Below are 25,982 nucleotides of genomic sequence, written 5' to 3'. Positions count from 1 at the left end.
CGAGAGCGCCGTGATCCAATCGCGCTACGGTCGCACGCCGGCTCGCCGCGTGCAGGATCGTCGCATCTTGTGGGGGCTTGGCGGCATTTTTGTGCTGGTGCTGGGAGCGTGGGTGCTGTGGACAGGGCTAGACGGGGCATCCACTCAAATCGAGGCGCGCAATATCGGTCACACCATCATCGATGCGCACACGGTGAGCGTTACGTTCGAGGTGGCACTTCCGGTGAATCGCACGGCGAGTTGCGCGGTGCAGGCCCTCAACGAGAGCTATTCCGTGGTCGGTTGGAAGATCGTCGATCTGCCGCCATCGACGCTGTACAACCGGTCTTTCACCGAGATTCTGCGCACCACCGACCTGAGCAACACGGGTTTGATTTACGAGTGCTGGCTGACCTAAACTGACGTATTCGCCTCGGCAGATCACCGGGCCATCGACTATACCCGCGCGGCCTCAGGGCCTTCTGCGCTCGAGCGTAATAAGGGAGATCACTCGTGACAACGGACACAACCGTCACCTGGCTGACTCAGGAGGCGCACGACCGCCTTGCAGCAGAACTGGCGTCCCTGAGCAACTTCGGCCGGGGCGACATCGCGAAGAAAATCGAATCGGCCCGGGAAGAGGGCGACCTCAAGGAGAACGCCGGCTACCACGCGGCGAAGGAGGAACAGGGCAAGATGGAGGCGCGCATTCGCACCCTCACCGTGCTGCTGCGCACCGCCGAGGTCGGCCACGCCCCCGAGAGCAACGGCATCGTCGTTCCGGGCACCGTCATCACCGCGACCATCGCCGGCGACGAGAGCCGTTTTCTGATCGGCAGCCGGGAGATCGGCGCAAACAGTGACCTCGACGTGTTCAGCGAGCAGAGCCCGCTCGGCGCCGCCATCATCGGTCTGAAGGTCGGCGCGAAGACGAGCTACACCACGCCGAACGGCAAGGAGATCACCGTGCACATCTCCAACGTGGAGACGTTCACCGGCGCCTGACCCACCAATACAGCAGGTCCCCGCACGACAGCTGCTGCATTTTGCAGCCGCGGCAGAAAAGTTCCCCGAAATTCCGGGCATCTGCTCGGCAACCGTCACGAAGTGCGAGAGTTGCGCCCCGACCTGTCACGGGCGCCCGAAAGCGGGCGGCTAGTCAATCTGCGGGTCGTAGCCGGCCGCGCGCAGCGTGTCAACGACGTGCTGGCGGTGCTCGGGCCCCCGCGTCTCAACGCTGACATCGAGTTCGACCTCGCTGATCCGCAAACCGACACCGTGCCGGGTGTGCAGCACTTCGATCACGTTCGCGGTGGCCTCGGCGAGCAGTTCCGAGATGCGGGCCAGTTGGCCGGGGCGGTCCGGCAGCATGATGCGCAGGGTTAGGTACCGACCCGACGCGGCGAGGCCGTGGCTGATCACACGCTGCATCAGCAGCGGATCGATGTTGCCACCGGAGAGGATGGCCACGGTCGGCCCGGTCGGAGTGACCTTGCCAGCCAGGATGGCGGCGACCGCCACGGCTCCAGCCGGTTCGACGACGAGCTTGGCACGTTCGAGCAGCACGAGCAGCGCACGAGCGGTGTCGTCTTCGGTGACGGTGACGATCTCATCGACGGTGTCACGCACGATCTCGAAGTTGAGGAGACCGGGCTTGGCTACGGCGATGCCGTCTGCGATGGTCGGCAGGATGCTGATCATCACGGCCTCACCGGCCTCGAGGGACGGCGGGTAGGCGGCGGCGTTCTCGGCCTGCACCCCGATAACCCGGATGTGACGCCCGTCCCGGGCGGCCCGCTGCTTGAGCGCACTGGCGACACCGGAGATCAGCCCCCCGCCCCCGATGGGCACGATGACGGTTTCTAGATCGGGAACCTGGTCGAGGATCTCCAGTCCTAGGGTGCCTTGCCCAGTAACAACATCCGCGTGATCAAACGGCGGAATGAGAATCGCGCCGGTCTCTCGGGCGTATTCGGCCGCGGCGAGGAGCGGTTCGGTGACGGTCGTGCCGCGCAGAATCACCTCGGCACCGTAGTCACGCGTGGCCGACAGCTTGGGCAGGGCTACGCCGACCGGCATGAAGATGGTGGCTTTGATGCCCAGCTCGCGGGCGGCGAAGGCCACACCCTGGGCGTGGTTGCCGGCCGAGGCCGCAACGACGCCGCGGGCCTTCTCCTCGTCGGTGAGTTTGGACAGTCGGTTGTAGGCGCCCCGAATCTTGTACGAACCGGTGCGCTGCAGGTTCTCACACTTGAGATAGACCGGCGCGCCCAGTACATCAGCAAGGTACCGCGAGCTCTCCATTGGGGTGACATCGGCGACCTGGGCGACAACCGCCCGCGCGGCCTCGAATTCGGCGAGGGTGGGTGCGGCGAGGGTGGTCTCTGGCATGTCTTAGTTCTCCGAACCATCGTGCGAGGCGCGAGGTGCGCTCAAATCTGAGGGTGTGCTGCGAGCGGGCCCGCTCCGGGTCGTTCGGATGCTCTGCGGCCGCATTCGTGCGGTGCGGGCCGGTGCTCCGGTCGGTCGGTAACCCGGTCGGCTCTGCGGCACGGTCTGCCACAGCGCTGATCCGATTGTCGACACCGCCGCCGGCGGACTCGACCGCCAGCCGCCGCCGGCGATGTAGGTCGTCATGGCGTTCAACACCGCCGCGATCGGCACGGCGAACAGTGCCCCCGGAATTCCGGCGAGCAGCGCGCCGGCGGCGACCACGAGCACGACGGCAAGCGGATGCACCTTGACGGCGGTTCCCATGATGAGCGGCTGCAGAACGTGCCCTTCAACCTGCTGCACGAGCAGCACGACGCCGAGCATGGCGACTGCGACGGCCCAGTTGTTGAAGATCAGGGCGATGACGATGGCAACAGACCCGGTGGCTACCGCCCCGACGATGGGAACAAAGGAGCCGAGGAAGACCAGGATGCCAATCGGGATGGCCATCGGCACCCCGAGCAAAGCGGCGCCAACTCCGATGCCGACCGCGTCAATCGACGCGACCAGAATCTGCACTCGGGCGAAGTTGCCCAGGGTGGTCCAGCCGGCGATACCGGCGCCGTCGACGGCTGCACGGGCACGCAGGGGAAAGAATCGCACGATCCAGCCCCAGATCGCTTTGCCGTCAATCAGAATGAACAGCAGGCTGAACAGGGCGAGCAACAACCCGGTGAGCAGGTGTCCGAGCGTGGTACCCACCGACAGGGCGCCGCTGATGAACACAGCGCTATCGTTCTGGATGGCCTCCCAGGCCTGCTTCACGTAGGTGTTGATCTCGCTTTCGGACAATTGCAGCGGCGAGCCGGCCAGGAATGCCTTGAAGGCATCGAAAGATGTCGTGAGCCGATCGCTGAGCCCAACCGTTCCTTCGGCGATTTGCGTGGACGCCAGGGTGACGAGCCCGGCGACGAGCACGAGCGTGCCCACCATGGCCACGGCAACGGCGAGGCCTTTGGGCCAGCGGTGCCGCACCAGAAAGGCGACGAAGGGAACGAGCAGGGCTGACACCAGCACCGCGACGAGCAGCGGAATGACGATGAGCCGCAACTGAATGACCAGGAAAATTAGGATGGCAATGGCCGCGGCGATCACAATCAACCGCCAGGACCACGCACCGGCCAAACGGATGCCCGACGGCAGGTTCTCGTCGACGCCATTCGACGCCGGTGCCAGCACATCGACCGGCGTCACGACGAGCTCGGTACCGGTCTGATCAGCACTCTCGATAACTCCGTCACGCGTTTGCGCGGCGGAACGTCGACGCTGCAGCCGTAGCCGCGCGCGCGCGCCAGGATTACCGGTTGATTCGCTCACCGGACCAGTCTAGGACTGCTATCAGGACTGGTGCAGCGCCACCCTCGCTGCCTCCAGCGGCTCGGTCGATACCGGGACCCCGGTAAATTTAAGAAACACGCTCTCGCCCGTTTTCGGGTGCATGCGCACGCCGTGTTGCAGGAACACGATACTGCCGTCGGGAAGGCGCACCGTCGTGCGGCGAAGCGAGCCGAGAAAGCTCGACGAAACGACGGTTGTCGCCAGGCCTTCGGGCGCGAACTCGATGTCCTCCGGACGCACCGAGACGCGCACCGGGCCCTCCGCCACTGCCGGGTCGATGAGGGGCAGGCGTGTTCCGTGCACCTCGGCGTGGCCGTCACGAACGATTCCGACAATGCCGTTACTGAGTCCGACGAAGTCGGCAATGAAGGGTGTGGCCGGCCGAGAATACAGTTCCTCCGGCGTTCCGACCTGTTCGATGTTTCCGGAACGCATGACCGCCACCCGGTCGGCTATTGCGAGAGCCTCATCCTGATCGTGGGTCACGAACAGCGTCGTGATACCCAGCTCGGTCTGAATACGGCGAATCTCGTCCCGCAACTGCACCCGCACCTTTGCGTCGAGCGCGGAGAGTGGTTCGTCAAGCAGCAGCACACGCGGTTCGGTGACGAGCGCGCGGGCGAGCGCAACACGCTGTTGCTGGCCACCCGAAAGCTGGTGGGCAAAACGATCGAAATGGTGCCCGAGACCGACCAGGGCCAGGGCCGCGGAAGCCCGACTCCGCCGTTCGGCCGGCTTGATCTTTCGCATACGTAATCCGAATTCCACGTTCTCGCCGACACTGAGGTGCGGAAACAGCGAGTAGGACTGAAACACCATGCCCATGTCGCGTTTGCTCGTCGACAGGGCTGACACGTCGATGCCGTCGATGGTTATGCTGCCGGCATCGGTCGATTCCAACCCGGCCAGGACACGCAATGCGGTGGTCTTGCCGCTTCCGCTCGGGCCGAGCAGAGCAACGCACTCGCCGGCGTGCAGGGTGAGGCTGAAGCCGTCCAGGGCTCGCAGACCGGAGAACTCCTTCACCACTCCGGTGAATTCAACGACGGTTCCCGATCGGGTCTGGAGTACGGGCGACTGCGACATCATGCGGGGCCTTTCACGGTGGTGCGACGGCGGAGCGTCTGGTTACGCGGTGCACCCAGCCGTCCGATGATGAGGAGCAGCATAGAAGCGAAGGCGAGGGCCAGCAGCGACAGGATGACAGCCGTATACGGATCGACTTTGCTGACCACAACGAGCGCGGTCTGCAAGTTGACCCGGTTGAGCAGGGACGCGATGGTGAATTCGCCGAGCACGACGGCCACAGCGATGAAGGCTCCAGCGAGGATGCCCCGGCGCAGGTTGGGTACGAGAACCCGCACCAGCACGCTCCCCCAGCCCGCCCCCAGGGTTCGCGCCGCCTCGGTGAGAGTCCTCACGTCGACTCCGTCGAGGTTGGACTGAATGGCCCGGTAGGCGAACGGCAAAACGGTGATGCCGTAGGCAAAGGCAAGCGTCCAGACGCCGCTGCCCAGCATTCGGGCCACAACGGTGTAGATCGGCGCGAGCCCCACGACGAGCACGATGGCCGGAATGGTGATGGGCAGGATGCAGATGAATTCCAGCACCCGGCGCAGGTAGGGAAAACGGATGTGGACGAGCAGCATCGTGGGGACGAGCAACAGCATCACGATGATGACGGTGCCGATGGCCAGCGCCACGGAGTTGCCGAGCGCGACGAGAACCGGCCGGTACACCCCGGTGAAACCGCTCTGGAACAGCGCCACCCAGCGGTCGACGTTGTAGCCCCCGACCAGCCCGGCGCGCAGGGTGAATTCGATCATTGCCGCGATCGGCAGGGCGAAGATCAGCCCGATGAGACTGAGAACAGTAACGCGAACCGTACGCGACGGCGCGTGCGCGACTCCGTTGGCCGTGAAGCTGCCGGTCACTGCTGCCACCGTGCCGCCCGTGATTGCAACGCTGAATAGCCGATCATGACGACGGCCATCACCACGATCATGCCGAGGGCCAGCGCACCGGCGAGGTTTTCCCGGCCCAGAAGGGTTTCGCTCGTCAGAGCTGCGCGAATCTGCAGGGGCACGATCTGTGATCCCTGGCTGACCAGCGCGGCTGCCGTGGCGTAGGAGGAAAACGCGTTGGCGAAGAGCAGCAGCAGGCTGCCGAGGAAGGATGGGGCAAGCACGGGAAAGGCGATGCGCAGCCAATAACTTGCCGTGGTGCCGCCGAGGGTGGCGTTCGCCTCGGCCCACTGAGGCTTTAGTGCTTGCAGTGCGGGCATGAAGGTGATGATCATGAGCGGCACCTGAAAGTAGATGTAGGGCAGGATGAGGCCGGTCGTGGAGTACAGCCAGACGCCGTTCTCAAAAATGTCCAGACCGAACATATCGCGCAGGTACAGGGTGACCATGCCCTGGATGCCGATGGTCGCGACGAAGGCGAAGGCGAGCATGACCCCGCCGAACTGGGCCAGCACACCGCTGAGGGAATCAATGGTGCTGCGCAATGCACCGTCTGGGCGGGTACCGAGCATGGCGTAGCAGACCAGAGCTCCCACGACAGCGCCGACAACTGCCGTCAACGCCGACAACCAGAAGGAGTTGAAGAAGGTGGTCAGCACCACCGGGTCGCCGAGGGCGGCGACCGTGGCCAGAGTGAAGGCGCCGGTGGTGTCGAAAAAGCCCGTTCCGATGGCTATCAGGGTCGGCACGGCCAGGAACAACACCACGTACACCGCGAAGGGCAGCAGCCCGAAGGCTGCTGCCCGACCACGGATGCTACTGGACAGCCGCAGCCCACTTCTCGCCGAGAAGCGTGGCGGCCGCCGTACTCTGATCTTCGGTCGGAACGACAGTGTCGCTCGGCGCCTGCGGCAGCGCGTCGAACAGCTCGGTCTCGATGGTACCGGCCGCGGCCATAGCCTCGGCCCGCGCCGGACGGGCGCCGCCAGCGAGCCACAGGTTCTGTGCCTCATCACCATACAGAAATTCCTGCCAGAGCCGCGCGGCCGCCGGGTGCGGCGCATCCTTGCTAATGGCCTGGTTATAGTAGCCCGCATAACCGGTGCCGTCGAATACCACGACCTTCCAGTTGCGCTGGCCTTCAAGCTGAGCGCCATACCCGACGTTCAGGTAGTCCCAGTCGAATACCACCGGAGTCTCACCGGAGGCGACCGTTGCAGTCGTCGGGTCGACCTTCAAGAAGTTGCCGGCCGCATTCAGTTTGGAGAAGAAGTCGATGCCAGGTTGAAAATCGTCGGCGGTACCGCCGCTCTGCACGGCAGCTAGGCCGACAGCGGCAAACGCCGCACCGGCTTGGGTCGGGTCACCGTTAACGGCGACTTTTCCCTTGTAGTCAGCGCCGAGCAGGTCGGAGAGTTCTTTCGGCTCCGGCACAGCATCAGGGTCGTAGCCCACCGACAGGTATCCGCCGTAGTCGCCGACGTAGAGTCCGGACGCTTCCTTGAGCGCGTCCGGAATGTCAGACCAGGTCGAGACCTGGTACGGGGCAAACCGGTCCGTACTGGCAAGGGCAACAGCCAGGCCGAGGTCGAAGACATCCGGCGCCGTGTCCTGGCCCTTGAGGTTGTCAGCGGCCTGAATTTCCTCGGCGCTCGACCCATCCGGGGATGCCTCGGTGATCGTGATTTCGGGGTACTTCTCGGCGAACAGATCGAGGATGGCGCCGTAATTGGCCCAGTCGCGCGGCAGCGCGATCACATTGAGGGCGCCTTCCGCGATGGCTGCTTCCTCAAGACCGGCCAGGTCGCCGAAGGCGCTCAGGCTCGTGGCGGTCGCGGCGTCCACGCCCGACGCGGGTGCCTCAGCGGCGGTGGAACACGCCGTGAGAGTGAGCGCTAGGGCCGCTGCTGCTGCCAAAGACATCGTCAGGGTGCGTCTAATAGACATTATTTCTCCCTCATGGTTGGTCCCGGAATGTCTGATTCCTATGGCAGCCGTTCCGGATGAACAGAATGTGGGCGGAGCTTGCCGGTCGCCCGACAGTACAAAGGCCACATGGCCGTCAGACCATGAGTCCCTGAACGACACGTGAACGCGGCCCAACTAGAGTGAGTCGAATGGTCGACACGGTCTCTGCGGCATTGGCGCGACGAATTGCGCTCGCCGCGCAGGGTTTCGGTGCTCGCTCGGCGAGTCCCGTCGGCATCCGCCAGCTGACCGCCCTCGTGCACCGGCTCGAACTCCTGCAGATCGACTCGGTCAATGTGTTCGAACGCAGCCACTACATGCCAGCCTTCAGCCGGCTCGGCCCCTACGACAAGACGCAGCTCGACCGCCTCACAACCGGGCGGGAGGCCCGCTTCACCGAATACTGGGCGCACGAGGCATCCTTTCTGCCGATCGACGTGTGGCCGCTGTTCTACTGGCGCATGCAGCACTATCGTGACCGCTCGGCCGAAACCCCGGGCGACTGGTCTCACGCGAACAGGCCGATGCTCGACTGGCTCATGGCCGAACTCGCCGCGAATGGGCCGATGCGGGCGAGCGCGATCGAACACGACGCCAACAAGCGCAGCGGACCCTGGTGGGGCTGGTCGGACGTGAAGATCGGGCTCGAAATCCTGTTCCGCTGGGGCGATGTGGTGAGCGCTGGGCGCAATCGATTCGAACGGGTGTACGCCTTGCCCGAGCAGGTATTTCCTCCCGAGTTACTCGGACGTAAGATTTCGACAGTAGCCGCCCACCGCGAGCTGGTCAGCCGCTCCGCCCGCGCACACGGCATCGGAACCGTGAAGGATTTCGCCGACTACTTTCGGCTGAAATCGGCGCCGACCCTGGTGGCGATGCGCGAGCTAGTCGAGGCCGGCGAACTCATCCCGGTCGAGGTACCGGGCTGGGGGCCGCGAGGCGGGGCAGGTGCCGCGTGGCTGCACCGAGATGCCCGGCTGCCCCGGACGATGGACGCGCAGGCGGTGCTGTCGCCGTTCGACCCGGTGGTCTGGGAACGCGCCCGGGCCTTGCGCCTATTCGACTTTCATTATCGCATCGAGATCTACACGCCGGAGCCGAAGCGGGTGTTCGGGTATTATTCGCTGCCGATTCTGCTCGGCGACACGGTCGTCGGCCGGATCGACCTGAAGAACGATCGCCAGGCCGGCGTGCTGCGGGTGCAGGCGGCCTGGGCCGAACCGGCCGCGCCAGCGGATGCGGCGGGTCGGCTCGCACAGGTGCTGCGGGAGGCTGCTGGGTGGCAGGGGCTCTCAGAAATCGTCGTCGCGCCCCGCGGTAACCTGGCGGCAGGACTCGCTGCGGAACTGCTCTAAGCGGGGGCGTCACGACCAAGGGTCACCCGCTCCTCGCACCCACCGAACTGCTTGAGGTGGGTCGTCGCGTCGAAGGGTCACCCACGCCGCCTCGACTCGAGCTCTGTCAGTCAGGTCAGAACTTGCTGCCCATCGCGGTGAGACGCTCGATGCGGTCTTCAAGGGGCGGGTGCGTGGCGAACAGCTTTGCCATGGCGCCCTTCTTGAGCGGGTCGGCGATCCACAGGTGCGCCATCGAGGTGTTCTGCTTCTTCATCGGGCGGCCATACTCGCCAAGCTTGGCCAGCGCCGATGCGAGGGCGTCTGGGTGGCGCGTAGTCAACGCACCCGTCGCATCCGCCAGATATTCACGCTGCCGGGAGACCGCGAGCTGCACGACCGTCGCGATCAGCGGAGCCACGATCATAGCGACGAGGCCGAAGACCATGACGACGGGGTTACCGTTGCTGTTGTTGCTGCGGCCGAAGAACGCCATGCGCAGAAAGATGTCGGACACGAATCCGATCGCGACGACCAGTCCGAACACGATCATCGACAGCCGAATGTCGTAGTTGCGCACGTGGCCCATCTCGTGGGCCATCACGCCCTCGAGTTCCGCGTCGTCCATGATGTCGAGCAGGCCTGTGGTGGCGGCGACGATCGCGTGCTTAGGGTCACGGCCGGTGGCGAAAGCGTTCGGCGCCGGGTCGTTGATGATGTAGACCTCGGGCATCGGAGTGCCGGTCGTGATGGAAAGATTCTCGACCGTGCGCCACAGCCGGGGGTGGTCGGACTGGCTGTTGACCCGGATTCCACCGCTCATTGAGATGGCCTGGCGACCCGCCGCGAAGTACTGGAACAACGCGTAAGCCGAGGCGATGACGAGTGTCAGGATAAGTGCGGTGTACCCGTTCATGCCGTAGGCCACCCCCGCAAGCCAGCCAAGGCCGGTGATCAGGGCGAGAAAGAAAATAATGATGAAGACGGTGTTGCGTTTGTTCTTGGCGATCGCGCTGTACATCTAGTGCTCCGTTAGAACTGCACGCGGGGCGGCTCAGCAATCGCTGCGGAGTCGGCCACCTCGAAGAATTCGCGTTCGGTGAAACCGAGGTTGACGGCAAACAGGTGGTTCGGGAACACCTTGATCTTGGTGTTCATCTCACGTACTCCACCGTTGTAGAACCGGCGCGCGGCCTGGATCTTGTCCTCGGTGTCGACAATCGCGCCCTGCAGCTGCAGGTAGTTCTGGCTGGCTTGCAACTGCGGGTATGCTTCGGCGACAGCGAAGATGCTCTTGAGTGCGGTCTGCATGTGATTCTCGGCAGCGGATGCGTCGGCAGGGCCTTGCGCAGACAGCGTTTCCGCTCGCGCCTTGGTCACGTTCTCAAACACGCTCTTCTCGTGTGCCGCGTAGCCCTTGACCGTTTCGATCAGGTTGGGCAGCAGGTCGGCACGACGCTTCAGCATCACCGTGATGTCGCTCCACGCTTCGTCGACGCGCACGTTGAGCGTCACGAGGGAGTTGTACGTCGACCAAAGGTAGATACCCACTATGGCGACGAGTACGACGACGATCAAAACCGGGATGAGCCATTCCATGGCAGCGTCTCCTTGCAAATTGGCACGATGTGTACATTGGCACGGAGACGTGAACTGGCCAAAACGACCCCCCGTGTGTACCTGCCCATACTAACCGCGACCCCGGAGGCTCCCACCCGCTTCTCATGACACTCCAAGCAAGCTCTGGGCGGGTGGAAAGCGCCGCATCGGAGCGACGAGCGATGGTCAGACGGCCTCTTGGACGTCGAGCAGTACCTCGTTGCGGCGCAGAAACCAGGGCTTGAACGGTGGATCGAATCGCGCGAATCTCGGCGCCCCCACGACGCGGAATCCGGCCACGGAGAGGGCCCCGCGCAACTCGTCGAGATGCTGTTCAAACCGGGCCTGACTCCAGCCTCCGCTGAAGCGCAGTGCGCCGGTCAGGCTCGCGGGCACCGTTCGCAGTTGGACGTTGGGGTCAGTGGGTTGCGGCGCGGTTTCGGCAGTGAAGCCCTCTGGCAGAACGAACGACACCCGGAACCGTCCACCGGCATCCGGGCCGGAGGGATCCGCCAGGCCCTGCTGCAGCACCGGCGCGGTCATCGCGATCTTTTGTGCGGCATCCGTTTGCACAACCGGCGCCGTGATCGCGACCTCCCGGCGGGATTGATTCGCCCCGCCGATGTAAGCGAACAGGTACCGGAAGGCCCGGTTGCCGGCGTCCTTGAAAGGGCCATCGGTGGTGACCTCGGCCAGGAGGTGTGCGGGGTACCTGCGTAGTTCGAATTGGTCGTAGCTCAGCACGACATCATAGGGCTGCTGCTCGGTCACGCTCTGAAGTTACTGCAGGTGGCTGTGTGCGCGCTCCCAGACTTTTGTCTACGAGCGTGTACGTAACACCGGTACGTGTGCGACATGCCGCGCAAATCGTGCTGTGGTGACGGCGCATAGCGAACTTTATCGGCGTTAGGTACCGAGGAATCGAATTAGCGGTTGGCCAGGGCGTGCTGGAGCCAGCGGTAGCTCTGCTTGGGAGTGCGGGTGCGACGGTCGTCGGCGAAGTCGACGTGCACGAGGCCGGTCGGCTGGGAGTAGCCATCGTTCCACTCGAACGCGTCGAGTAGGGACCAGACGGTGATGCCGGCGAGATCGACGGTGGCGGCCGGGCCTCCGGGCGCGGTGGCGTCGAGGGCGGCGACGAGGTGTTCGGCAAGGTAGTCGATGCGCACGGGGTCGTGCACAAAGTGGCGGGTATCCGCTTGGTCGAAGAAGGCACCGCCGGCCAGCGACAAGTGGACCGTCGGCAGGGCGGGGTAGCGCTCGGCCAATTCGGCGAGCGCCACGGCGACGTATTCGGGGGCGTTGACGGCGCCGGTCGAGGTGGTCGGGTGTTCGCGAAACGGCTCGAAATGGAACGGCCACGACGTGACCGGGATCGGCTGGCCATCGGGGGTTTTCAGTACCGTCGGGCCGGCGGCGATGCGGGCGGGCTCGGTGTAGCCCACACCGTAGAAGTCGAGCGGCTGGTTGATCGTGCGGAGGTCCTCGGGGTCGGCCTCGAGCAGACTGCGCAGCTCCACGGCGAAGGGTTCGAGCGGGTCGGGGTAGTGGCCGAGCAACACCGGGTCGGCAAACAGGCGGTTCTGCAGCAGGTCGTAGAGCGCGGCATAGGAGCGGTCCTGGTCTCGGTCGGTCAAGGACTCCACCGGGGCATGGGAGTTGACGAGGCCGATGCGTCCGCGCACGTCGGCGGCGCGCAGCGCCTGTACGGCGAGTCCGTGCGCGAGCAGCTGATGGTGCGCGGTCGGCAAAGCGTCGAACAGCAGGGTACGCCCGGGCGCGTGGGTGCCGAGCGCGTACCCCTTCGTGGTGACCGTGGCCGGCTCACTGAGGGTGACCCAGGCGTCGATGCGGTCACCGAACGCCTCCCCCACCGCATGGGCGTAGTCGGCAAAGCGACCGGCAGTGTCACGGTTCAGCCAGCCGCCGCGCAGGGCAGCCGGCGTGTCCCAGTGCGAGAGCGCGGCCGTCGAACGGATGCCGTCGGCCAGCAACGCGTCGAGCAAGCGATCGTAGAAAGCAAGTCCATTACGGTTGAGGGACCCGCGACCGTTTGGCTGCAGCCTGGTCCAGCCGAAAGAGAACCGATAGGAGTCGACGCCGAGGTCGCGCAACAGGGCAGCGTCGGCGGCATAATTTTTCAGGTGATCGGCCGAGACCGAGGCGTTCGACCCGTCGCGGATGCGCCCGGATAGTTGACTGAAATCATCCCAGACGCTGTCGCCCCGGCCACCGTCACGAGCGGCCCCTTCGATTTGAAAGGCAGAGGTAGCCACGGCCACCTCGAACCCGGTCGGCAGGCGATCGCCGAACTCACCGGCACGGTGTTCCCAATCGCGGGCGGCAACGGCGCGAGCCGAGGGTGATCTGGGCGTGGGATTCATCAGGGTGCGACTCTTTTCGGCGGCGACGCGGGGCATCCGCTTCGCGTCAAGGGTGTCACGTTTACGGACGTGTGGTGGCGCCGTGAAGAATTCCCCCGGTTTGTTACAAAATTCCGGGCGCGGGAGGTTGACTTTCCCCCTGTCTGCCCCTCAAATTGGGGCAGGGGGTGAGTTGGGTGTCCGGATCGGCTCGTATCGCGGTAGTGGGCTTATCGGCGCGCCCGCGACGCTCCCGCACCGTGGCGGCGATCGCGGCACTGCTGCTCGGTTGCACCATCGCCCTCACCGCTCCCGCGTTGTCGACGGTCCGGGCCGAAGAGACCTCGGCGACTGCCGCAACGAAATCGATTCCTTCGGCGACCGAGGAACCCGTTCCGAACACGAACACCGCGCCCGCGTCGAGTCCGCAGATTGAAACCCCCGGCAACGGGCAATTCATCGGCAGCAACCGCACTACCGTTTCGGGGTCGAAGGCCGCCGGCCAGGAGATCCAGTTGCTGTCGCCGCGCGGCGGAGACCCACTGTGCATCGTCGACGATTCATCGACCTCGTGGAGCTGCAACAACGTCTACCTGCAGAACGGTCCCACTATCACGTTGCGCGTGGTCGTGACCGGCACTCCAGGGCTGAGCGATGAGATTGGCGTTGCCGTCCTCGGTGCCCCCACGGTGCTCGGCGGCCTGACCGCGTCGGAATCCAATGGCTGGGTGCGCGGAACCGGGCACCCCCAGGCCACCGTGACCGCGTCACTGCCGAACAATGACACCTGCACCAGTCAGGTCGATGGATCCGGCGCCTGGGCCTGCCTGTTCTCGGGCACCCTCACGAATGGCAGCCGCGAGGTCACCGCGAACCAGCTTGCATCGTTCAGCCGCCCGTCATCGTCGAACTCGAGCAAGCCGGTCACCATCGTGTTCGACGTCACCGAACCGGATGCTCCGGTCCTAACGGCTCCGAGCGCCGGCGCGCAGGTTCCGGTCGTCGGTACGCAGTACACCGGCACCGGGGAAACGGGAGCCACCGTGACGGTGTTCGCCGGTGCTTATTCGGTTTGTTCGGCCTCAGTGACCGCCGGATCCTGGAGCTGCACGGCCGGCGGTGTGGCCGCCGGGTCATACTCCGTCATCGCCGTGCAGAAGGACATCGCCGGCAACGTCGGCCCGGGCAGCACTCCCCTGTCGGTCAGCTACGTCGCGGAGACCACGCCGACGCCTACCGAGTCCGCCTCGGCAACACCATCGGTCACGCCGACCCCGAGCCCCGCGGCCTCGTCGTCGCCGCGTGGTGCAGCAGCCTTTCCCGCCCCGACGGCGGAGCCTTCGCCGACGCGGCGACCGGGTACCAGCGCGCCCGACGCGGAAGCGGCGGAGCCGGAAGCGGCGGCCGGGGCATCCGCTTTTCCTGGCCAGTGGAACGACCCGACCCGGTTCGCCGCAGCCATCGGCCCGACTGGCAATGGCTCGCCGTTTCCGTTGTTGCAGGCCGGCCTGCTGGCCCTCGGGGCTCTGCTCTTGATTGCGGTGCCCCTGCGCTTGCTCGCGGGCACAATTTCCCGCTCGCGCGGCGGCCGACCGCTGCGGGCGCTTCCGTCGCTGGCGGGACGAAATCGGGTACGCGAAGAATTCGAGGTCGCCCCGACGGTACGCCTCAACCGCTGGTTGCGCGGTGGCGCAGCGCTGTTGGCCGCCGCGACGTTCGTCATGCTGTCCGGTCCGGTCGTAGACCAGCCGGCTTACCTGCGCCTACTCGTGGCCGTGACTATCGGGCTCGTTCTGGTCAACGCTGTGGGCATTCTGGTGCCGCTGTGGTGGAGCTCACGCGTGCTGCGACTGCGCGGAACGGTCACTTTTCTGCCGCGCTATCTGCTGCTCATCGCGGCCGCCGCGATCGCGTCCCGACTGTTCGACGTGCACCCCGCCCTGCTGTTCGGGCTGCTCGGCAGCGTCACCCTCACCACCAGAGCGAATACTCCGGGCCCGGGCGGTGCCCAGCCCCAGCGGCCTTCGGCCGCGCAGCGCGGCCAACTCGCCGCCGTGCGGGTGAGCGCCCTCGCAGCGGTCGCCGCCCTCGCCTGGTCGCTCGGATCGCTGCTGCCCGCCGCGACCGATTTCGCCACCTCACTTGCCGCGGAGACGGGCAACACGATCGTTCTCGCCGCCATCGGCTCGGCGGTGCTGATTCTGGTGCCCATCGGGCATACCAGCGGGCGGCGCATTCTGGCCTGGTCGCCAGTGCTGTGGACCGGCCTCACCGTTGTCTCCTGCGGCATTCTGTTCGCGGCGCTCGCCCCGATGGTCGAACAATGGCAGAGCGAGGGCATCGGGATGGCGCTCTGGATCGCCGCCGCAACCTTCGCCGCACTGTGTGCGAGCGCGTGGGTCTGGCAGCGGTTTGTGGCACCGAGCCAACGGTAGCTCGCTGCAGGCTGTATCGTTCACATGTGCGCCTAGGAGTTCTTGACGTCGGTTCGAATACCGTCCATCTGCTGGTTGTCGACGCGCACGAAGGCGCCCCGCCCGTGCCGATGGCCGCCGACAAGAGCGTGCTGCGCCTCATGCGCTATATTACGCCCGAGGGCGCCATCAATGACGAGGGTGTCGCGGCGGTCCTGTCCGCCGTGCAACACGCAGCGGATGTCGCTCAGCGGCACGATATCGATGAACTGCTGCCGTTCGCCACCTCGGCACTGCGCGACGCGACCAACGGCCCGGAGTTGCTGGACCGGGTCGCACGAGAGACCGGTGTCGCCCTGCAGGTGTTGTCGGGTGAAGACGAGGCCCGGCTGACTTTTCTGGCGGTGCGGCGTTGGTACGGCTGGTCGGCCGGCAATATCCTGCTGTTCGACATCGGCGGCGGGTCGTTGGAGATCGCGGCCGGCGGCAGCGAGTTTCCCGACGTCGCTCTGTCGCTCCCGCTCGGTGCCGGGCGCAGCACGATCGGGTTTTTGCACCACGATCCTCCGCTGCCGGAGGAGGTGTCTGCGCTGCGCAAGCATGCGGCATCCGTTCTGCGCGATGCGGTCGGCGCGTTCGCGCAGTTGCCGGCTCCGCACCACATCGTCGGGTCGTCGAAGGCGATACGTTCGCTGGCGCGCCTGGCCGGCACTACGTCGGACGGCGTCGGCGCCGCGAATCGGCTGCGACTGGGCCGCACGGAGTTAGATGACTGGGTGCCCCGCCTCGCTCGCATTCCGGCAGAAGCCCGCCCGGCCCTTCCTGGCATCACCGCCGACCGCACCTTCCAGATCGTCGCCGGCGGCATCGTGCTCGGCGCGGCGATGGCCGCGTTCGGGGCTGCAGAACTCGAGGTGTCGCCGTGGGCGCTCCGCGAGGGCGTCATTCTGCGCTACCTCGACCGACTGCGCTGAAACCTACCCGCACCCCTATCCAGAACGAAGGTCGCCCAGCGAATCAGTCGGCACCGTGCCCCGCCGAATATTGGGAGAACCGATCCAGGGAAAACGGCGAATCCTGGAGCGACGATGTCAATTTCACTCAGCGCAGGCGCGCTAATTCTTGAGCAGAGCGACGTTGGCTACTCGAAAGCGTTTGAGCCACAGTCATTCTCAGGGCCCGAATCACTTTCGGAAATCCTCTGCAATCACCACCGACGACTCTGGGGCCCGACCGCACTTCTGGCGAGCCGTGTCCGTTACACTGGAGGCCTGTTCAGGCAGGTCGTTTGTCAGCCCGTCGGCGACAGACCTCGAGATCGCATGTTCACGCAGTGACGATACTGTCATCGGATCGGCTTGCGACGCCGCAGATCGGTTACGCGAATTGTTCGATTCTTTCGGTAATTACATTTCACTAAGAACGTGCGGTGATAGCCCAAACGCTGATTCTCTATGAGATCGCGGAGAGAGGAGACGGCATGGCCGAGAGAATTGTTCTTGCGCTGAACGGCGGCACGGGAAGCCGCGCTGCGCTCGACTGGGTGATCGAGCGTGCCCGCACGATTCACGTATCCCTCGAACTCACCACTGTCATCGATCTAGCCAGATTGCCGACGACGCTCACGAAGGACCGGGTTCTTCCGGCTTACGAACAGATGTTGATGGATGCCGCGAGTCGGGTGAGACGCGACGCGCCCGCCGTGCAGGTGATGACGTCGGTACGACGAGGCGCGCCGCGCCAGGAGCTGTTGATTTCCGCCGCGGATGCCGATCTGCTGGTTATCGGTACGCGTGAGGCCGCGGGCTCCCTTTATGGAACATTGCGCCACCAGATCGCAGCGGGGGTGAGCTGCCCCCTCGTTATCGTGCCCACAGACTGGGTGCCGTATAACGGTTCCGTCGTCGTCGGCGTGGATGACGACGAAACCTCTCACCTTGCGGTGGACTTCGCTGCTCGGGAAGCCGAGCGGCTCGGCCGTGAACTGTCGGTCGTGCATGCGTGGCGCATCCCCACCCTGCTCGCTCTCGGATGGTTGAGCGCCGGTGCTAGTCCTTATGACGAGATACGAATGGCACACGCCGAAATTCTGGCAGGAGTGGTCGCACGGGTCCGCGCCGAGCATCCGACCGTGATGGTTCGAGACACCCTCGAACACGGATCTGCTGCTTTGGTCCTAACCGACGCGGCTGAGCATGCTGAAATGGTCGTGGTCGGCACCCACGGACGGGGGATGATGGCTGGGCTGTTACTCGGCTCGGTAGCTCACGACCTGCTGATCAGTATGCCGTGCCCGGTCGTGGTCGTGCCGCCCCCAGCCGACATGCCTTTGCTCATACCGAACGCCGAGCACGATAACTAACGACTCCACTGGAGCGGCCGAGGTGACATATCGAGTTCCCACAGCAATCACCTGGGTTTCGACGTGCGGCCCCCAGGAAAAGGTGCTTTCATGAGCGTCACTTCCCAGACGGAGGTGCTTTGCGGGTTCACGATCCCTGTTTGCGCCCGATACGGTAAGTGCTCGCGGATCTCGAATCACATCCGCAGGGCATGAGCGTTGGCGCTGCAGAGCAGCAGTTGGCCCTGACCCACCCCGACCAACAGATCCGCTGGACAAAGGCTGCCCGGGAGGGGAACCACCTCCAACGAACAGGATGAATTTGAGGGGGATCAGAGCAGTCCTGCGTTGCGCACCATTATCGCCAGCTGCACTCGGTTGGTGGTGTCGATCTTCTGAAAAATGTGTGTGATCGTTGCTTTCACGGTCGCGACGCTCATGAACAGGTGAATGGCTATTTCTGCGTTGGGCAATCCGCGGCGTCACCGGCCGCTACTGGATCATCGTCGGCGTTGAAGCGGTGCTGCTGTTCGGAGGTTTCACGATCGTGCGCCCGGCTGTCCATCAGGCGCCTCCACAAGCTCTCGGCCGGAGGCAAGCACCGTGCTTGCACGGGGAACCTTCTTCGGACGAAGCGGCTGTGACGGTGCCGGTGCCGGCTGCCGATGCCGATGCCGATGCTTGAGTCATGGAGGACAACTTAACCAACCCGGTCTGGAACGCAACTTCGGCAATCGCTTAGAAATGCGGCGGGGTTTTGAATACGGTGTCCTCATGGTGACAGACGAGCAGCAACCTTCTGATCTTTGGTTCAATAAGCGAGGACATGGCGAACCGTTTGTGCTGCTGCATCCGGGAGGTTCTGATTCGCGCGCTCTGGACCCACTGATCGCCGAGCTCGACGGCACATACGTTTGCTTCACGCCGGATCAGCGCGCTCATGGGCGCACTCGGGATGTCCCTGGACCGTTGACCTTTGAGGCCATGGCGGGCGATACGGTCGCCTTCCTAGAGCACTCCGTCGACACGCCAGTGCATCTTCTTGGCTACAGCGACGGCGCGATCGTCGCGCTTCACGTTGCGCTGGCGCGACCGGACCTGGTTCGGAGTTTGGTGTTCACTGCCGCAGTGTTTCATCACGAGGGATGGTTGCCGGGCGTGCTCGACAGCGAGGCGCCAAACTTCATGGGCGATTCCTATGGAGAAGTCTCACCCGACGGGCGGGAGCATTGGTCCGTGGTCGTCGAGAAGCTCGACGCTCTTCACGCGGTTTCACCGGTGCTGACTGTGGACGACCTCGCGAACCTCACCATGCCGACGCTCGTGATACTCGGAGACGATGACGAGGTACAGTTCGAGCATGCGGTCGCTATGTACCGCGCGCTTCCGGACGGTGAGCTTGCGGTCTTGCCCCGTGCTACCCACGGACTCGCGGTCGAGAAACCGGCCTTGTTCGCGCAGCTGATCCGCGACTTTCACCACGCCGACAGAACCAACGGGTTCGCACCAATCCGACGGGCTTGACCCAGACCGCAAGTCGGACCCCGACTGCGACGATTATTGACTCACTCACAGCCGAGCGAGATGGTTTCGCCATGGATGGATTATTGAAAAGCGAAAGGGCGCCTTCGCGGTAAGCAGCCCAAACTGTCGATGACGCAGCAGAAACACTTGATCGAAGTACACAACGCCGGCCGACACTCCAGCGCGGAATTAGCGGAGCTTTTCAACGTCGCTCGGTCGACCGTCTATCGCACCATTCAACGTCAGTTCGACTCAGGCCATTGAGAGGAGCCCTCAATTGAAATCTCGTTGCCGGATTAGCTGGTCCGGCAACGGGAACCCCTTGCGGCACACTGAAAACGGTGGAGCGATCGCGCTCATCGAGCGCTCAATACGGTGGACTCATATTGCTCAAAATGGTAGCTTTAAAACGCTCAGAATGGTGTACTAGTCGAGGTGCGTGGAAAGGTCATCACAATGAACGGGTATCAGAGACGGATCATCGACGAGACGCTCGACGAGTTGTTCCCTTCCTTCGCGGCGATCTCTATCGACGGGGCTCGCGCGATCGGCAAGACCTCCACCGGGCGGCAGCGAGCGAAGACAATTCTCGACTTGGACCTCCCCGAAATGCGGGAGTTGATTAGTGCGGATCCGAAATACTTGAGCCGAGTAGACACCCCCGTCCTCATCGATGAATGGCAACATGTCCCCGAGGTCTGGGACCGTGTTCGTCGCCTCGTCGACAGTGACTCGACCGGCGAACGGTTCATCTTGGCCGGCAGTGCCGCACCCGTTGGCACCCACCTCCACTCCGGAGCTGGTCGCATCATCAGATTCCGGATGCGACCCCTCTCCATCGCGGAACGTAGCCTGGCGACGCCCACGGTCCGCGTCCGCGATCTGCTCAGCGCAGACACCCCGGACATCCACGGTTCCAGTGACGTCGAGCTGCGTGACTACGTCCGCGAAATCACCGCCTCGGGATTCCCACAGCCCCGGCAGATGACCGATCGTGCCCGCTCAGTGTGGCTCGATGACTACATCGAGCGAGTCATCTCGCACGACTTCACCGAACAGGGACACCGCATCCGCCAGCCTAAATTACTGCGCGGCTGGTTGCGGGGTTATGCCTCGGCCACTGCCTCCGCGACCACGTTCGCGAAGATCGGCGCTAGTCTCGACCCAGGTGAACCAACAGGACCGACAAAGAAGACGTCGATCACCTACCGGAACGTCCTGAGCAGCCTCTACCTGCTCGACCAAGTTGACGCCTGGTCGCCCAATCAGAAAATCCTGTCACGAACTGCCCTCGCGCCGAAGCATTTTCTCGCGGATCCGGCACTCTCCGCACGCCTGCTGGGTCTCAACGAGGCCAAACTGATGTCAGCCGCTGCGCCCGCGACCAACACCGGCGACCGGGCTCGCCTCGGCGCTTTCTTCGAGGCACTCGTGGCCCTCAGCCTCCAGACCTATGCGGCAGCGAACGACGCGAAGGTGTCACACTTCCGCGACCATGACGGGCGGCACGAGATTGATTTCATCATCCACCGAGGAGACGCGGAAGCTGTCGGCATTGAAGTCAAGCTCAAATCCGCGATCACCGACCGCGACGTTCGCCACCTGCTCTGGCTGAAGAAGTCGCTCCCCGACCACATCGTCGACCTCGTCGTCATCAACACGGGTACCCATGCGTATCGTCGACAGGATGGCGTGGCGGTCATCCCGCTCGCCTTGCTCACCGCCTGACGGACAATGCGCGCGCCAGAACGGCTGAAGCAGCTCACGGTAAGTCACTCACACCAAGCGTCCGTAAGCGGAACCTTGAACGGCATGCCAAAGGTTCCCGGCCGTCAGGAGGCAATCGCACCAAGCAGGGATGGCGGGTTGATGCTCCGCTACCCCAGAACACATCGCTGCAGGGCCTTCCCATAACAGGCTGATATGTCTGTAATACTCTTTGTTTTCATAGTTGACGAAAGATGATTTTCAGAATAGACATTAGGTAGTTCAACCGATACGGCTCGCCTTTCTGTGGGCCGGCCCGCTTGATAATGAGCGGCCGCAAGTCATCCTGGATTCATAGTGAGAGAGCGTCGACACGATTTCTCCGAGCCCGAAAGACGGAACGCACATGGCTATCAGCCTCACCGATCTCGAACTCTCGACCCTCGACAGCCTCATCACCCCTGTCGACCCCAATGACGACTGGATCGTCACGGACGGCGGTTCGGCTATCCGTTGCGACATAGAAGGTATGAGCGAAGAGCTTGCAGAAGTTCCTGTAGAGCACCGATCGGCACAGACACTGGAGGTCCTTCGGGCGTACCAAGCGGACGCAAGTGCCGCCCGATCGAAATGACCCGAACTCTGCTTCGTATTCTCAAATCATCAACAGCTGCCTGCTACCAGAATCGGTAAACGATCCCGCCACGAGTTCGTTCGTCAAGTCGCTTCCGTTACAAACTGTTCGCCGACCGATTCGATCTGAGGAAGATCACATGATGATTGATATTGCAAGCTCCGTATTCGGCGTTATTGGAATCGTTGTTTTCTCTGTCTGGTTTTTACTGACGATCGCTTTTCAGAAAAATAATCAGCTCAGCCGGCTAACTACACGGTTTGACCGGTTCACACTCATACCAAAATGGTCATTTTTTACGCCAGATCCCGGTGCGAGTAACTATCACTTTGTTTATCGCAGTCGCGACGATGAAACGAGCGTCAGTCCATGGTTGGAGTTGAATTTATCCCCGAGAGGAATTCTATTTCCCCTTTGGAACCCTCGAAAACGCTATCGAGAGGGCATGATCGAATTGTTTCAGCTGCTGGCGCTTTCCAGTATCAACTGCTCTGCAGAGCGGCTTCAGTTCACCGCGCCATACATAATCTTGCTTGATGCTGCGCGCAAGCGACTCGGAGGTTCATTATCGTCGCAGGCGTTCTACCAGTTTGCTTTGGTTGAAACACGCGGTCCAAGCGGAGCTTCTGTGCCACGCGTTCGTTTTTATTCGCTGACTCACCCGGTGTCATAAGCCATGTTGACAATCGAAAGCGCCGCACGAATTACCGCCGTCATCGTGGGCATAGGCATTCTTCAAGGTTCTTTGCAATTGCTTTTGAGTTTGAAGGAATTCGGCTCGAGCGGGCTGTTTGACTGGAATAGCAGACAGATCCTCGCTAGGTCACAGCGTGCGTCACGTGGATGGATGGTCGGGCACAGCGGCTCAGTGTGGCTACGTATTGTCGTGATTGCTCGAATCGTCTGTTCCATAGCGCTAATCACTCCGTTTCAAAGCAACCTGTTCTACGCCAGTTACGCAACGATCATTTTGCTATCAAGCCTTTTCTTGGCCTATCAAATTCGCTATGGCAAAGATGGCTCCAATCAAATATCGTTCATCATCCTTGCGGGCTTGGCATTCACCTTCCTGCTCCCGACGTCGAGTCCTTTTCAAGCCGTGGGTTTGTATTTCATCGCGGCGCAGGCTTTGTTGGCATATTTCGCTGCGGGAATATCGAAGATATCCAACGCACAGTGGCGTCAAGGAACAGCGCTGCAAAGCATTCTCAACACCGCTACTTATGGACACTCCACGGCCGCAGCCGTACTTCGTAGACGACCTTGGCTTGGAGGCTTCGTCGGATGGTCAGTTATCGTCGTGGAGATCATTTTTCCCGTAGCCCTTGTGGCTCCCCCTGGCGTACTGGTAGCGCTGCTTTTTGCCGGGGCCATGCTCCATCTCGGAACAGCCGTGCTGATTGGCCTCGACACTTTCTTTTGGGCCTTCACCGCGACATTTCCGGCGATCATCTTCGTGCACGGGGTTCTCCTCGGCAGATAGAACAGCAGTGAAGTGATAGGACATTTCATCGCTTTTTTCGGTGAAAAGATTCTGTTGGGCGAAATACTCACCCCGTAGGGGTTTTCGATCAAGGCGTTCGTGGTGGAGATGATGTGCGACGCAGATCGCGGTTCCCGTGTTCTCCGTTCTGAGGTCAGCCGGCCGGCTCACAGGGGGACCCCGACTGCGACGATTATTTACTCACTCACAGCCGAGCGAGATGGTTTCGCCATGGATGGATTATTGATTGGATACGCACGCGTTTCCACAGATGAACAAGATCTCACCGCCCAACAAAATGCCCTGGAACGACTGGGCGTTAGATCGTCACTCATCTACACCGATCATGGTCTGACCGGAACGAACCGGGCCAGGCCGGGGCTTCGGGAAGCGCTGGCCGCCTGCCGTGCTGGAGACACCCTCGTCGTTGCCAAACTCGACAGACTCGCACGGTCACTCAGGGATGCGAAAGACATCATTGACAAGCTGGCGGCCAAAGACGTCAACCTGAGTATCGGCGGAGCGGTGCACGATCCGAACGACCCGGTCGGGCGTCTCCTCTTCAACGTCCTAGCGATGGTCGCCGAATTCGAGTCAGATCTGATCCGCGCCAGAACGCGCGAAGGAATGCAGGTGGCCAAGGCGAAAGGGCGTCTTCGCGGTAAGCAGCCCAAACTGTCGATGGCGCAGCAGAAACACTTGATCGAAGTACACAACGCCGGCCGACACTCCAGCGCGGAATTAGCGGAGCTTTTCAACGTCGCTCGGTCGACCGTCTATCGCACCATTCAACGTCAGTTCGACTCAAGCCGTTGAGAGGAGCCCTCAATTGAAATCTCGTTGCCGGATTAGCTGGTCCGGCAACGGGAACCCCTTGCGGCACACACTAGTCTGCGATGGAATAATAATGATCCTCGAAATTGAGCAGTTCGCCGATACCGTCAGAAATGAGCAGATCGGGAAATAACGGACACTCAACTCCATCTGTTTCGAGGCTTGAAGAAGTACTGCCCCACGTAGGTAAAACTTTCCCGAGTACTGAGCGCGCACTTGGCACTCGTCACTTCTAACCTGTTTGGAGGGACCGTGGACCCATATTGGAACTCAAGCACCACGCGAACGGCCGATGAGCTGCTTGCCCTTGCGAGATCAGCCGATCCCGACGAACGCCAGCTCGCCGCAGCGATGTACGATCTCCCGGCGGATCTAGTATCCGTCTTGGCAATGGATATTGCGCCTGCGGTCGCAAAAGCGGCGCTGATGCAACACCTCGCGTCGGTAGAGGTGCTGACCGCGGCAGCTGCCGTCCACCCTGAGTGGGCGTCTCAGATTGCCCTCCACGACAACGCCCCCGTCCATCTGCTCGTGGACAGGCCCGCCGCCTATTTTGAAGAGCCGGCACCACGAAATCGGTTCCTCGACGCGGTGGGCGCGACTGAACTTGAGAGAGAACGCTTCGAAGCAAAGCGTCTCGACATCGCTCTCCGGCTGGACTCAAGCCGAACTGTGGGCGAGGTCTGGGCCGAAGTTCGGGGCTAGATGGATGGCAAGACGACTGAAGGATCACGCGAACACTTACCTCTTGTTCGGCGACGATCCCGGCAAAAAACTGCTCCTGCGCACGCATCGAACGGTTCACATTTCTATCTGGAACGCGTGAAGGCTGCTAACAGACGGCTCGCCTGGACCGTCCCCGTATGGAGAACTCCCTACGGGACGCGTGGACCTCGGGTCAATAGTGTTCGCGGGCTTGCAGGATGATGATGTGGTCGTCCGTGACGTAATAGACCAGGCGGTTCGTGTCGTCGATGCGACGGGACCACACGCCGGAGAGGATGTGCTTGAGGGCCTCGGGTTTGCCTGTACCCGCGAACGGATCGCGCAGTGCGTCGGTAAATAGCTGGTTGATTCGCTTGAGAGTTTTACGGTCCTGAGTCTGCCAGTAGACGCAGTCCTCCCACCCATTCGGCGCGGCAAGGGGAACCCCAAGCGGGCAGGACCAATTGTTGGGCGCGGACTGCCATGCTTGTCACATGGTGCAGCCGAACGATCTCCTCGCCGTCCTTGTCGACGCTGACAACGTGCCGCCTGCAAAGATCGGTGCCGTCCTCGCCGAGGTCGCACGGTTCGGCACTGCGTCGGTCAAGCGGGTTTACGGCGATTGGACCAAGCCGAACTTGAGCAGTTGGAAGCCCGTCGCGAGCGAGCACGTGATTCAGCCGATGCAGCAATTTGCCAACACGGTCGGCAAGAATGCGACCGATAGTGCACTGATCATCGACGCCATGGACCTGCTATACATGCGTCGATTCCGCGGGTTTTGCATCGTGTCATCCAACAGCGACTTCACCCGTCTCGCGTCCCGTATCCGCGAAGAAGGCGTCATCGTCTATGGGTTCCGAGAGCGGAAGACGCCCGAAGCGTTCCGCAACGCGTGCGACCGATTCACATACCTCGATGTGCTCGAAGTGCTCGACGAGGCCGCAGCGGAGAGCGCCGCTGCGGCGATCACGCGCGTTCCGCCCCCAAAACTGCGCGGCGACACGAAGCTTATCTCCGGGCTACGGATAAGCGTCACCACCGCATCGGGAGAGGACGGATGGGCGAACCTTGCCACGGTGGGCCAACTAATGCGGAAGCAACAGCCCGACTTCGACTCACGAAACTGGGGCTACACAAAACTTTCCGACCTGGTTCGAGCGACGGAACTCTTCCTCATCGAGACTTGGTCTGCCGGCGGACTGCAAGTGCAAAACAAAAAGAAGAGCGGTGACTGAACCGGTAGCGACCGGGGCGAAAGCACGAGCGCTGCAGTCGGTACTCATTCAGGCCGATCCCATG

25 protein-coding genes and 2 pseudogenes are annotated in these 25,982 nt (G+C 62.9%); 15 read left to right on the top strand and 12 right to left on the bottom strand.

Annotated features, from left to right (window positions below; translation table 11 throughout):
* Positions 1 to 10 precede the first annotated feature (10 nt).
* Both E3T47_RS02185 and greA read left to right on the top strand, forming a co-directional pair.
* Positions 11 to 397: a DUF4307 domain-containing protein gene (locus E3T47_RS02185; protein ID WP_166805582.1), complete on the top strand. Its 387-nt coding sequence runs from the start codon at positions 11 to 13 to the stop codon at positions 395 to 397.
* Between the two features lie 95 nt (positions 398 to 492).
* Positions 493 to 984: a transcription elongation factor GreA gene (greA, locus tag E3T47_RS02180; protein ID WP_134554003.1), complete on the top strand. Its 492-nt coding sequence runs from the start codon at positions 493 to 495 to the stop codon at positions 982 to 984.
* A gap of 150 nt (positions 985 to 1,134) precedes the next feature.
* Here greA and ilvA read toward each other — a convergent pair whose 3' ends face one another.
* Genes ilvA through E3T47_RS02150 form a run of 6 tightly spaced genes read right to left on the bottom strand, consistent with a single transcriptional unit; the run spans position 1,135 to position 7,721 of the window.
* Positions 1,135 to 2,370, bottom strand: coding sequence for a threonine ammonia-lyase (ilvA, locus tag E3T47_RS02175; protein ID WP_134554002.1), 1,236 nt, complete (start codon positions 2,368 to 2,370; stop codon positions 1,135 to 1,137).
* A gap of 3 nt (positions 2,371 to 2,373) precedes the next feature.
* Positions 2,374 to 3,789, bottom strand: coding sequence for an AI-2E family transporter (locus tag E3T47_RS02170; protein WP_241981859.1), 1,416 nt, complete (start codon positions 3,787 to 3,789; stop codon positions 2,374 to 2,376).
* Positions 3,790 to 3,810: 21 nt separating this feature from the next.
* A complete protein-coding gene (locus E3T47_RS02165; protein ID WP_422386464.1) occupies positions 3,811 to 4,896 on the bottom strand; it encodes an ABC transporter ATP-binding protein in 1,086 nt (361 codons plus the stop codon).
* The gene (locus E3T47_RS02160; RefSeq protein WP_241981858.1) at positions 4,896 to 5,744 is read right to left on the bottom strand and encodes an ABC transporter permease; all 849 of its coding nucleotides are present in this window, start codon (positions 5,742 to 5,744) and stop codon (positions 4,896 to 4,898) included. Before E3T47_RS02160 ends, E3T47_RS02165 begins: the two co-directional genes overlap by 1 nt.
* Positions 5,741 to 6,538, bottom strand: a complete 798-nt coding sequence (locus tag E3T47_RS02155) for an ABC transporter permease (RefSeq protein WP_422386463.1) — start codon at positions 6,536 to 6,538, stop codon at positions 5,741 to 5,743. The genes E3T47_RS02160 and E3T47_RS02155 overlap by 4 nt, the downstream gene beginning before the upstream one ends.
* A 52-nt stretch (positions 6,539 to 6,590) precedes the next feature.
* Complete coding sequence (locus E3T47_RS02150) at positions 6,591 to 7,721, bottom strand: ABC transporter substrate-binding protein (protein WP_134554000.1); 1,131 nt, start codon at positions 7,719 to 7,721, stop codon at positions 6,591 to 6,593.
* A 170-nt stretch (positions 7,722 to 7,891) separates the two neighbouring features.
* Between E3T47_RS02150 and E3T47_RS02145 the strand changes: the two genes are divergently transcribed.
* Entirely contained in the window at positions 7,892 to 9,097 is a 1,206-nt protein-coding gene (locus tag E3T47_RS02145; protein ID WP_134553999.1) for a winged helix-turn-helix domain-containing protein, read from the top strand.
* Between the two features lie 115 nt (positions 9,098 to 9,212).
* Here E3T47_RS02145 and E3T47_RS02140 read toward each other — a convergent pair whose 3' ends face one another.
* The 4 genes from E3T47_RS02140 to E3T47_RS02125 form a co-directional block, all read right to left on the bottom strand.
* Entirely contained in the window at positions 9,213 to 10,097 is an 885-nt protein-coding gene (locus E3T47_RS02140) for a M48 family metalloprotease (RefSeq protein WP_134553998.1), read from the bottom strand.
* A gap of 11 nt (positions 10,098 to 10,108) precedes the next feature.
* Positions 10,109 to 10,675, bottom strand: coding sequence for a LemA family protein (locus E3T47_RS02135; RefSeq protein ID WP_134553997.1), 567 nt, complete (start codon positions 10,673 to 10,675; stop codon positions 10,109 to 10,111).
* Positions 10,676 to 10,861: 186 nt separating this feature from the next.
* Positions 10,862 to 11,446 carry an SOUL family heme-binding protein gene (locus E3T47_RS02130; protein WP_134553996.1) on the bottom strand — a complete coding sequence of 195 codons (585 nt, stop codon included), beginning with the start codon at positions 11,444 to 11,446 and terminating at the stop codon, positions 10,862 to 10,864.
* A gap of 155 nt (positions 11,447 to 11,601) precedes the next feature.
* Positions 11,602 to 13,059 (bottom strand): glycoside hydrolase family 1 protein, encoded by a 1,458-nt coding sequence (locus E3T47_RS02125; RefSeq protein ID WP_134553995.1) that lies wholly within the window; start codon positions 13,057 to 13,059, stop codon positions 11,602 to 11,604.
* A gap of 176 nt (positions 13,060 to 13,235) precedes the next feature.
* On the opposite strand from E3T47_RS02125, the gene E3T47_RS02120 reads away from it, so the two are divergent.
* From E3T47_RS02120 to E3T47_RS02110, 3 genes are all read left to right on the top strand, one after another.
* On the top strand, positions 13,236 to 15,473 hold the full coding sequence (locus E3T47_RS02120) for a hypothetical protein (protein WP_166805581.1): 2,238 nt from the start codon (positions 13,236 to 13,238) through the stop codon (positions 15,471 to 15,473).
* A 26-nt stretch (positions 15,474 to 15,499) separates the two neighbouring features.
* Positions 15,500 to 16,426: a Ppx/GppA phosphatase family protein gene (locus E3T47_RS02115; protein ID WP_134553993.1), complete on the top strand. Its 927-nt coding sequence runs from the start codon at positions 15,500 to 15,502 to the stop codon at positions 16,424 to 16,426.
* A 506-nt stretch (positions 16,427 to 16,932) separates the two neighbouring features.
* The gene (locus tag E3T47_RS02110) at positions 16,933 to 17,814 is read left to right on the top strand and encodes a universal stress protein (protein ID WP_134553992.1); all 882 of its coding nucleotides are present in this window, start codon (positions 16,933 to 16,935) and stop codon (positions 17,812 to 17,814) included.
* 311 nt (positions 17,815 to 18,125) lie between these two features.
* Here the strand turns inward: E3T47_RS02110 and E3T47_RS02105 are convergent, their stop codons facing one another.
* On the bottom strand, positions 18,126 to 18,266 hold the full coding sequence (locus E3T47_RS02105; protein WP_277871794.1) for a LuxR C-terminal-related transcriptional regulator: 141 nt from the start codon (positions 18,264 to 18,266) through the stop codon (positions 18,126 to 18,128).
* Positions 18,267 to 18,567: 301 nt separating this feature from the next.
* Between E3T47_RS02105 and E3T47_RS02100 the strand changes: the two genes are divergently transcribed.
* From E3T47_RS02100 to E3T47_RS02065, 8 genes and pseudogenes are all read left to right on the top strand, one after another.
* Complete coding sequence (locus E3T47_RS02100; protein ID WP_134553990.1) at positions 18,568 to 19,317, top strand: alpha/beta fold hydrolase; 750 nt, start codon at positions 18,568 to 18,570, stop codon at positions 19,315 to 19,317.
* A gap of 120 nt (positions 19,318 to 19,437) precedes the next feature.
* A pseudogene (locus tag E3T47_RS02095) lies at positions 19,438 to 19,581 on the top strand (helix-turn-helix domain-containing protein); the annotation flags it as partial.
* Positions 19,582 to 19,773: 192 nt separating this feature from the next.
* Entirely contained in the window at positions 19,774 to 21,045 is a 1,272-nt protein-coding gene (locus tag E3T47_RS02090; protein ID WP_198416566.1) for an ATP-binding protein, read from the top strand.
* Between the two features lie 385 nt (positions 21,046 to 21,430).
* Positions 21,431 to 21,658, top strand: a complete 228-nt coding sequence (locus tag E3T47_RS02085) for a hypothetical protein (RefSeq protein WP_104191475.1) — start codon at positions 21,431 to 21,433, stop codon at positions 21,656 to 21,658.
* Between the two features lie 139 nt (positions 21,659 to 21,797).
* A complete protein-coding gene (locus tag E3T47_RS02080; protein ID WP_134553988.1) occupies positions 21,798 to 22,331 on the top strand; it encodes a hypothetical protein in 534 nt (177 codons plus the stop codon).
* A gap of 3 nt (positions 22,332 to 22,334) precedes the next feature.
* Positions 22,335 to 23,141 (top strand): hypothetical protein, encoded by an 807-nt coding sequence (locus E3T47_RS02075; protein ID WP_134553987.1) that lies wholly within the window; start codon positions 22,335 to 22,337, stop codon positions 23,139 to 23,141.
* Positions 23,142 to 23,372: 231 nt separating this feature from the next.
* Positions 23,373 to 23,957 (top strand): recombinase family protein, encoded by a 585-nt coding sequence (locus E3T47_RS02070; RefSeq protein WP_134553986.1) that lies wholly within the window; start codon positions 23,373 to 23,375, stop codon positions 23,955 to 23,957.
* A 270-nt stretch (positions 23,958 to 24,227) separates the two neighbouring features.
* A complete protein-coding gene (locus E3T47_RS02065) occupies positions 24,228 to 24,680 on the top strand; it encodes a hypothetical protein (protein WP_134553985.1) in 453 nt (150 codons plus the stop codon).
* A gap of 193 nt (positions 24,681 to 24,873) precedes the next feature.
* Here E3T47_RS02065 and E3T47_RS02060 read toward each other — a convergent pair.
* A pseudogene (locus tag E3T47_RS02060) lies at positions 24,874 to 25,098 on the bottom strand (Txe/YoeB family addiction module toxin); the annotation flags it as partial.
* Between the two features lie 76 nt (positions 25,099 to 25,174).
* Here E3T47_RS02060 and E3T47_RS02055 point away from each other — a divergent pair.
* The gene (locus E3T47_RS02055; protein ID WP_134554234.1) at positions 25,175 to 25,918 is read left to right on the top strand and encodes an NYN domain-containing protein; all 744 of its coding nucleotides are present in this window, start codon (positions 25,175 to 25,177) and stop codon (positions 25,916 to 25,918) included.
* Positions 25,919 to 25,982: the final 64 nt, after the last annotated feature.

This window comes from Cryobacterium ruanii, assembly GCF_004404055.1.
GTDB lineage: Bacteria > Actinomycetota > Actinomycetes > Actinomycetales > Microbacteriaceae > Cryobacterium > Cryobacterium ruanii.
This window is presented reverse-complemented; position numbering and strand designations above follow the sequence as displayed.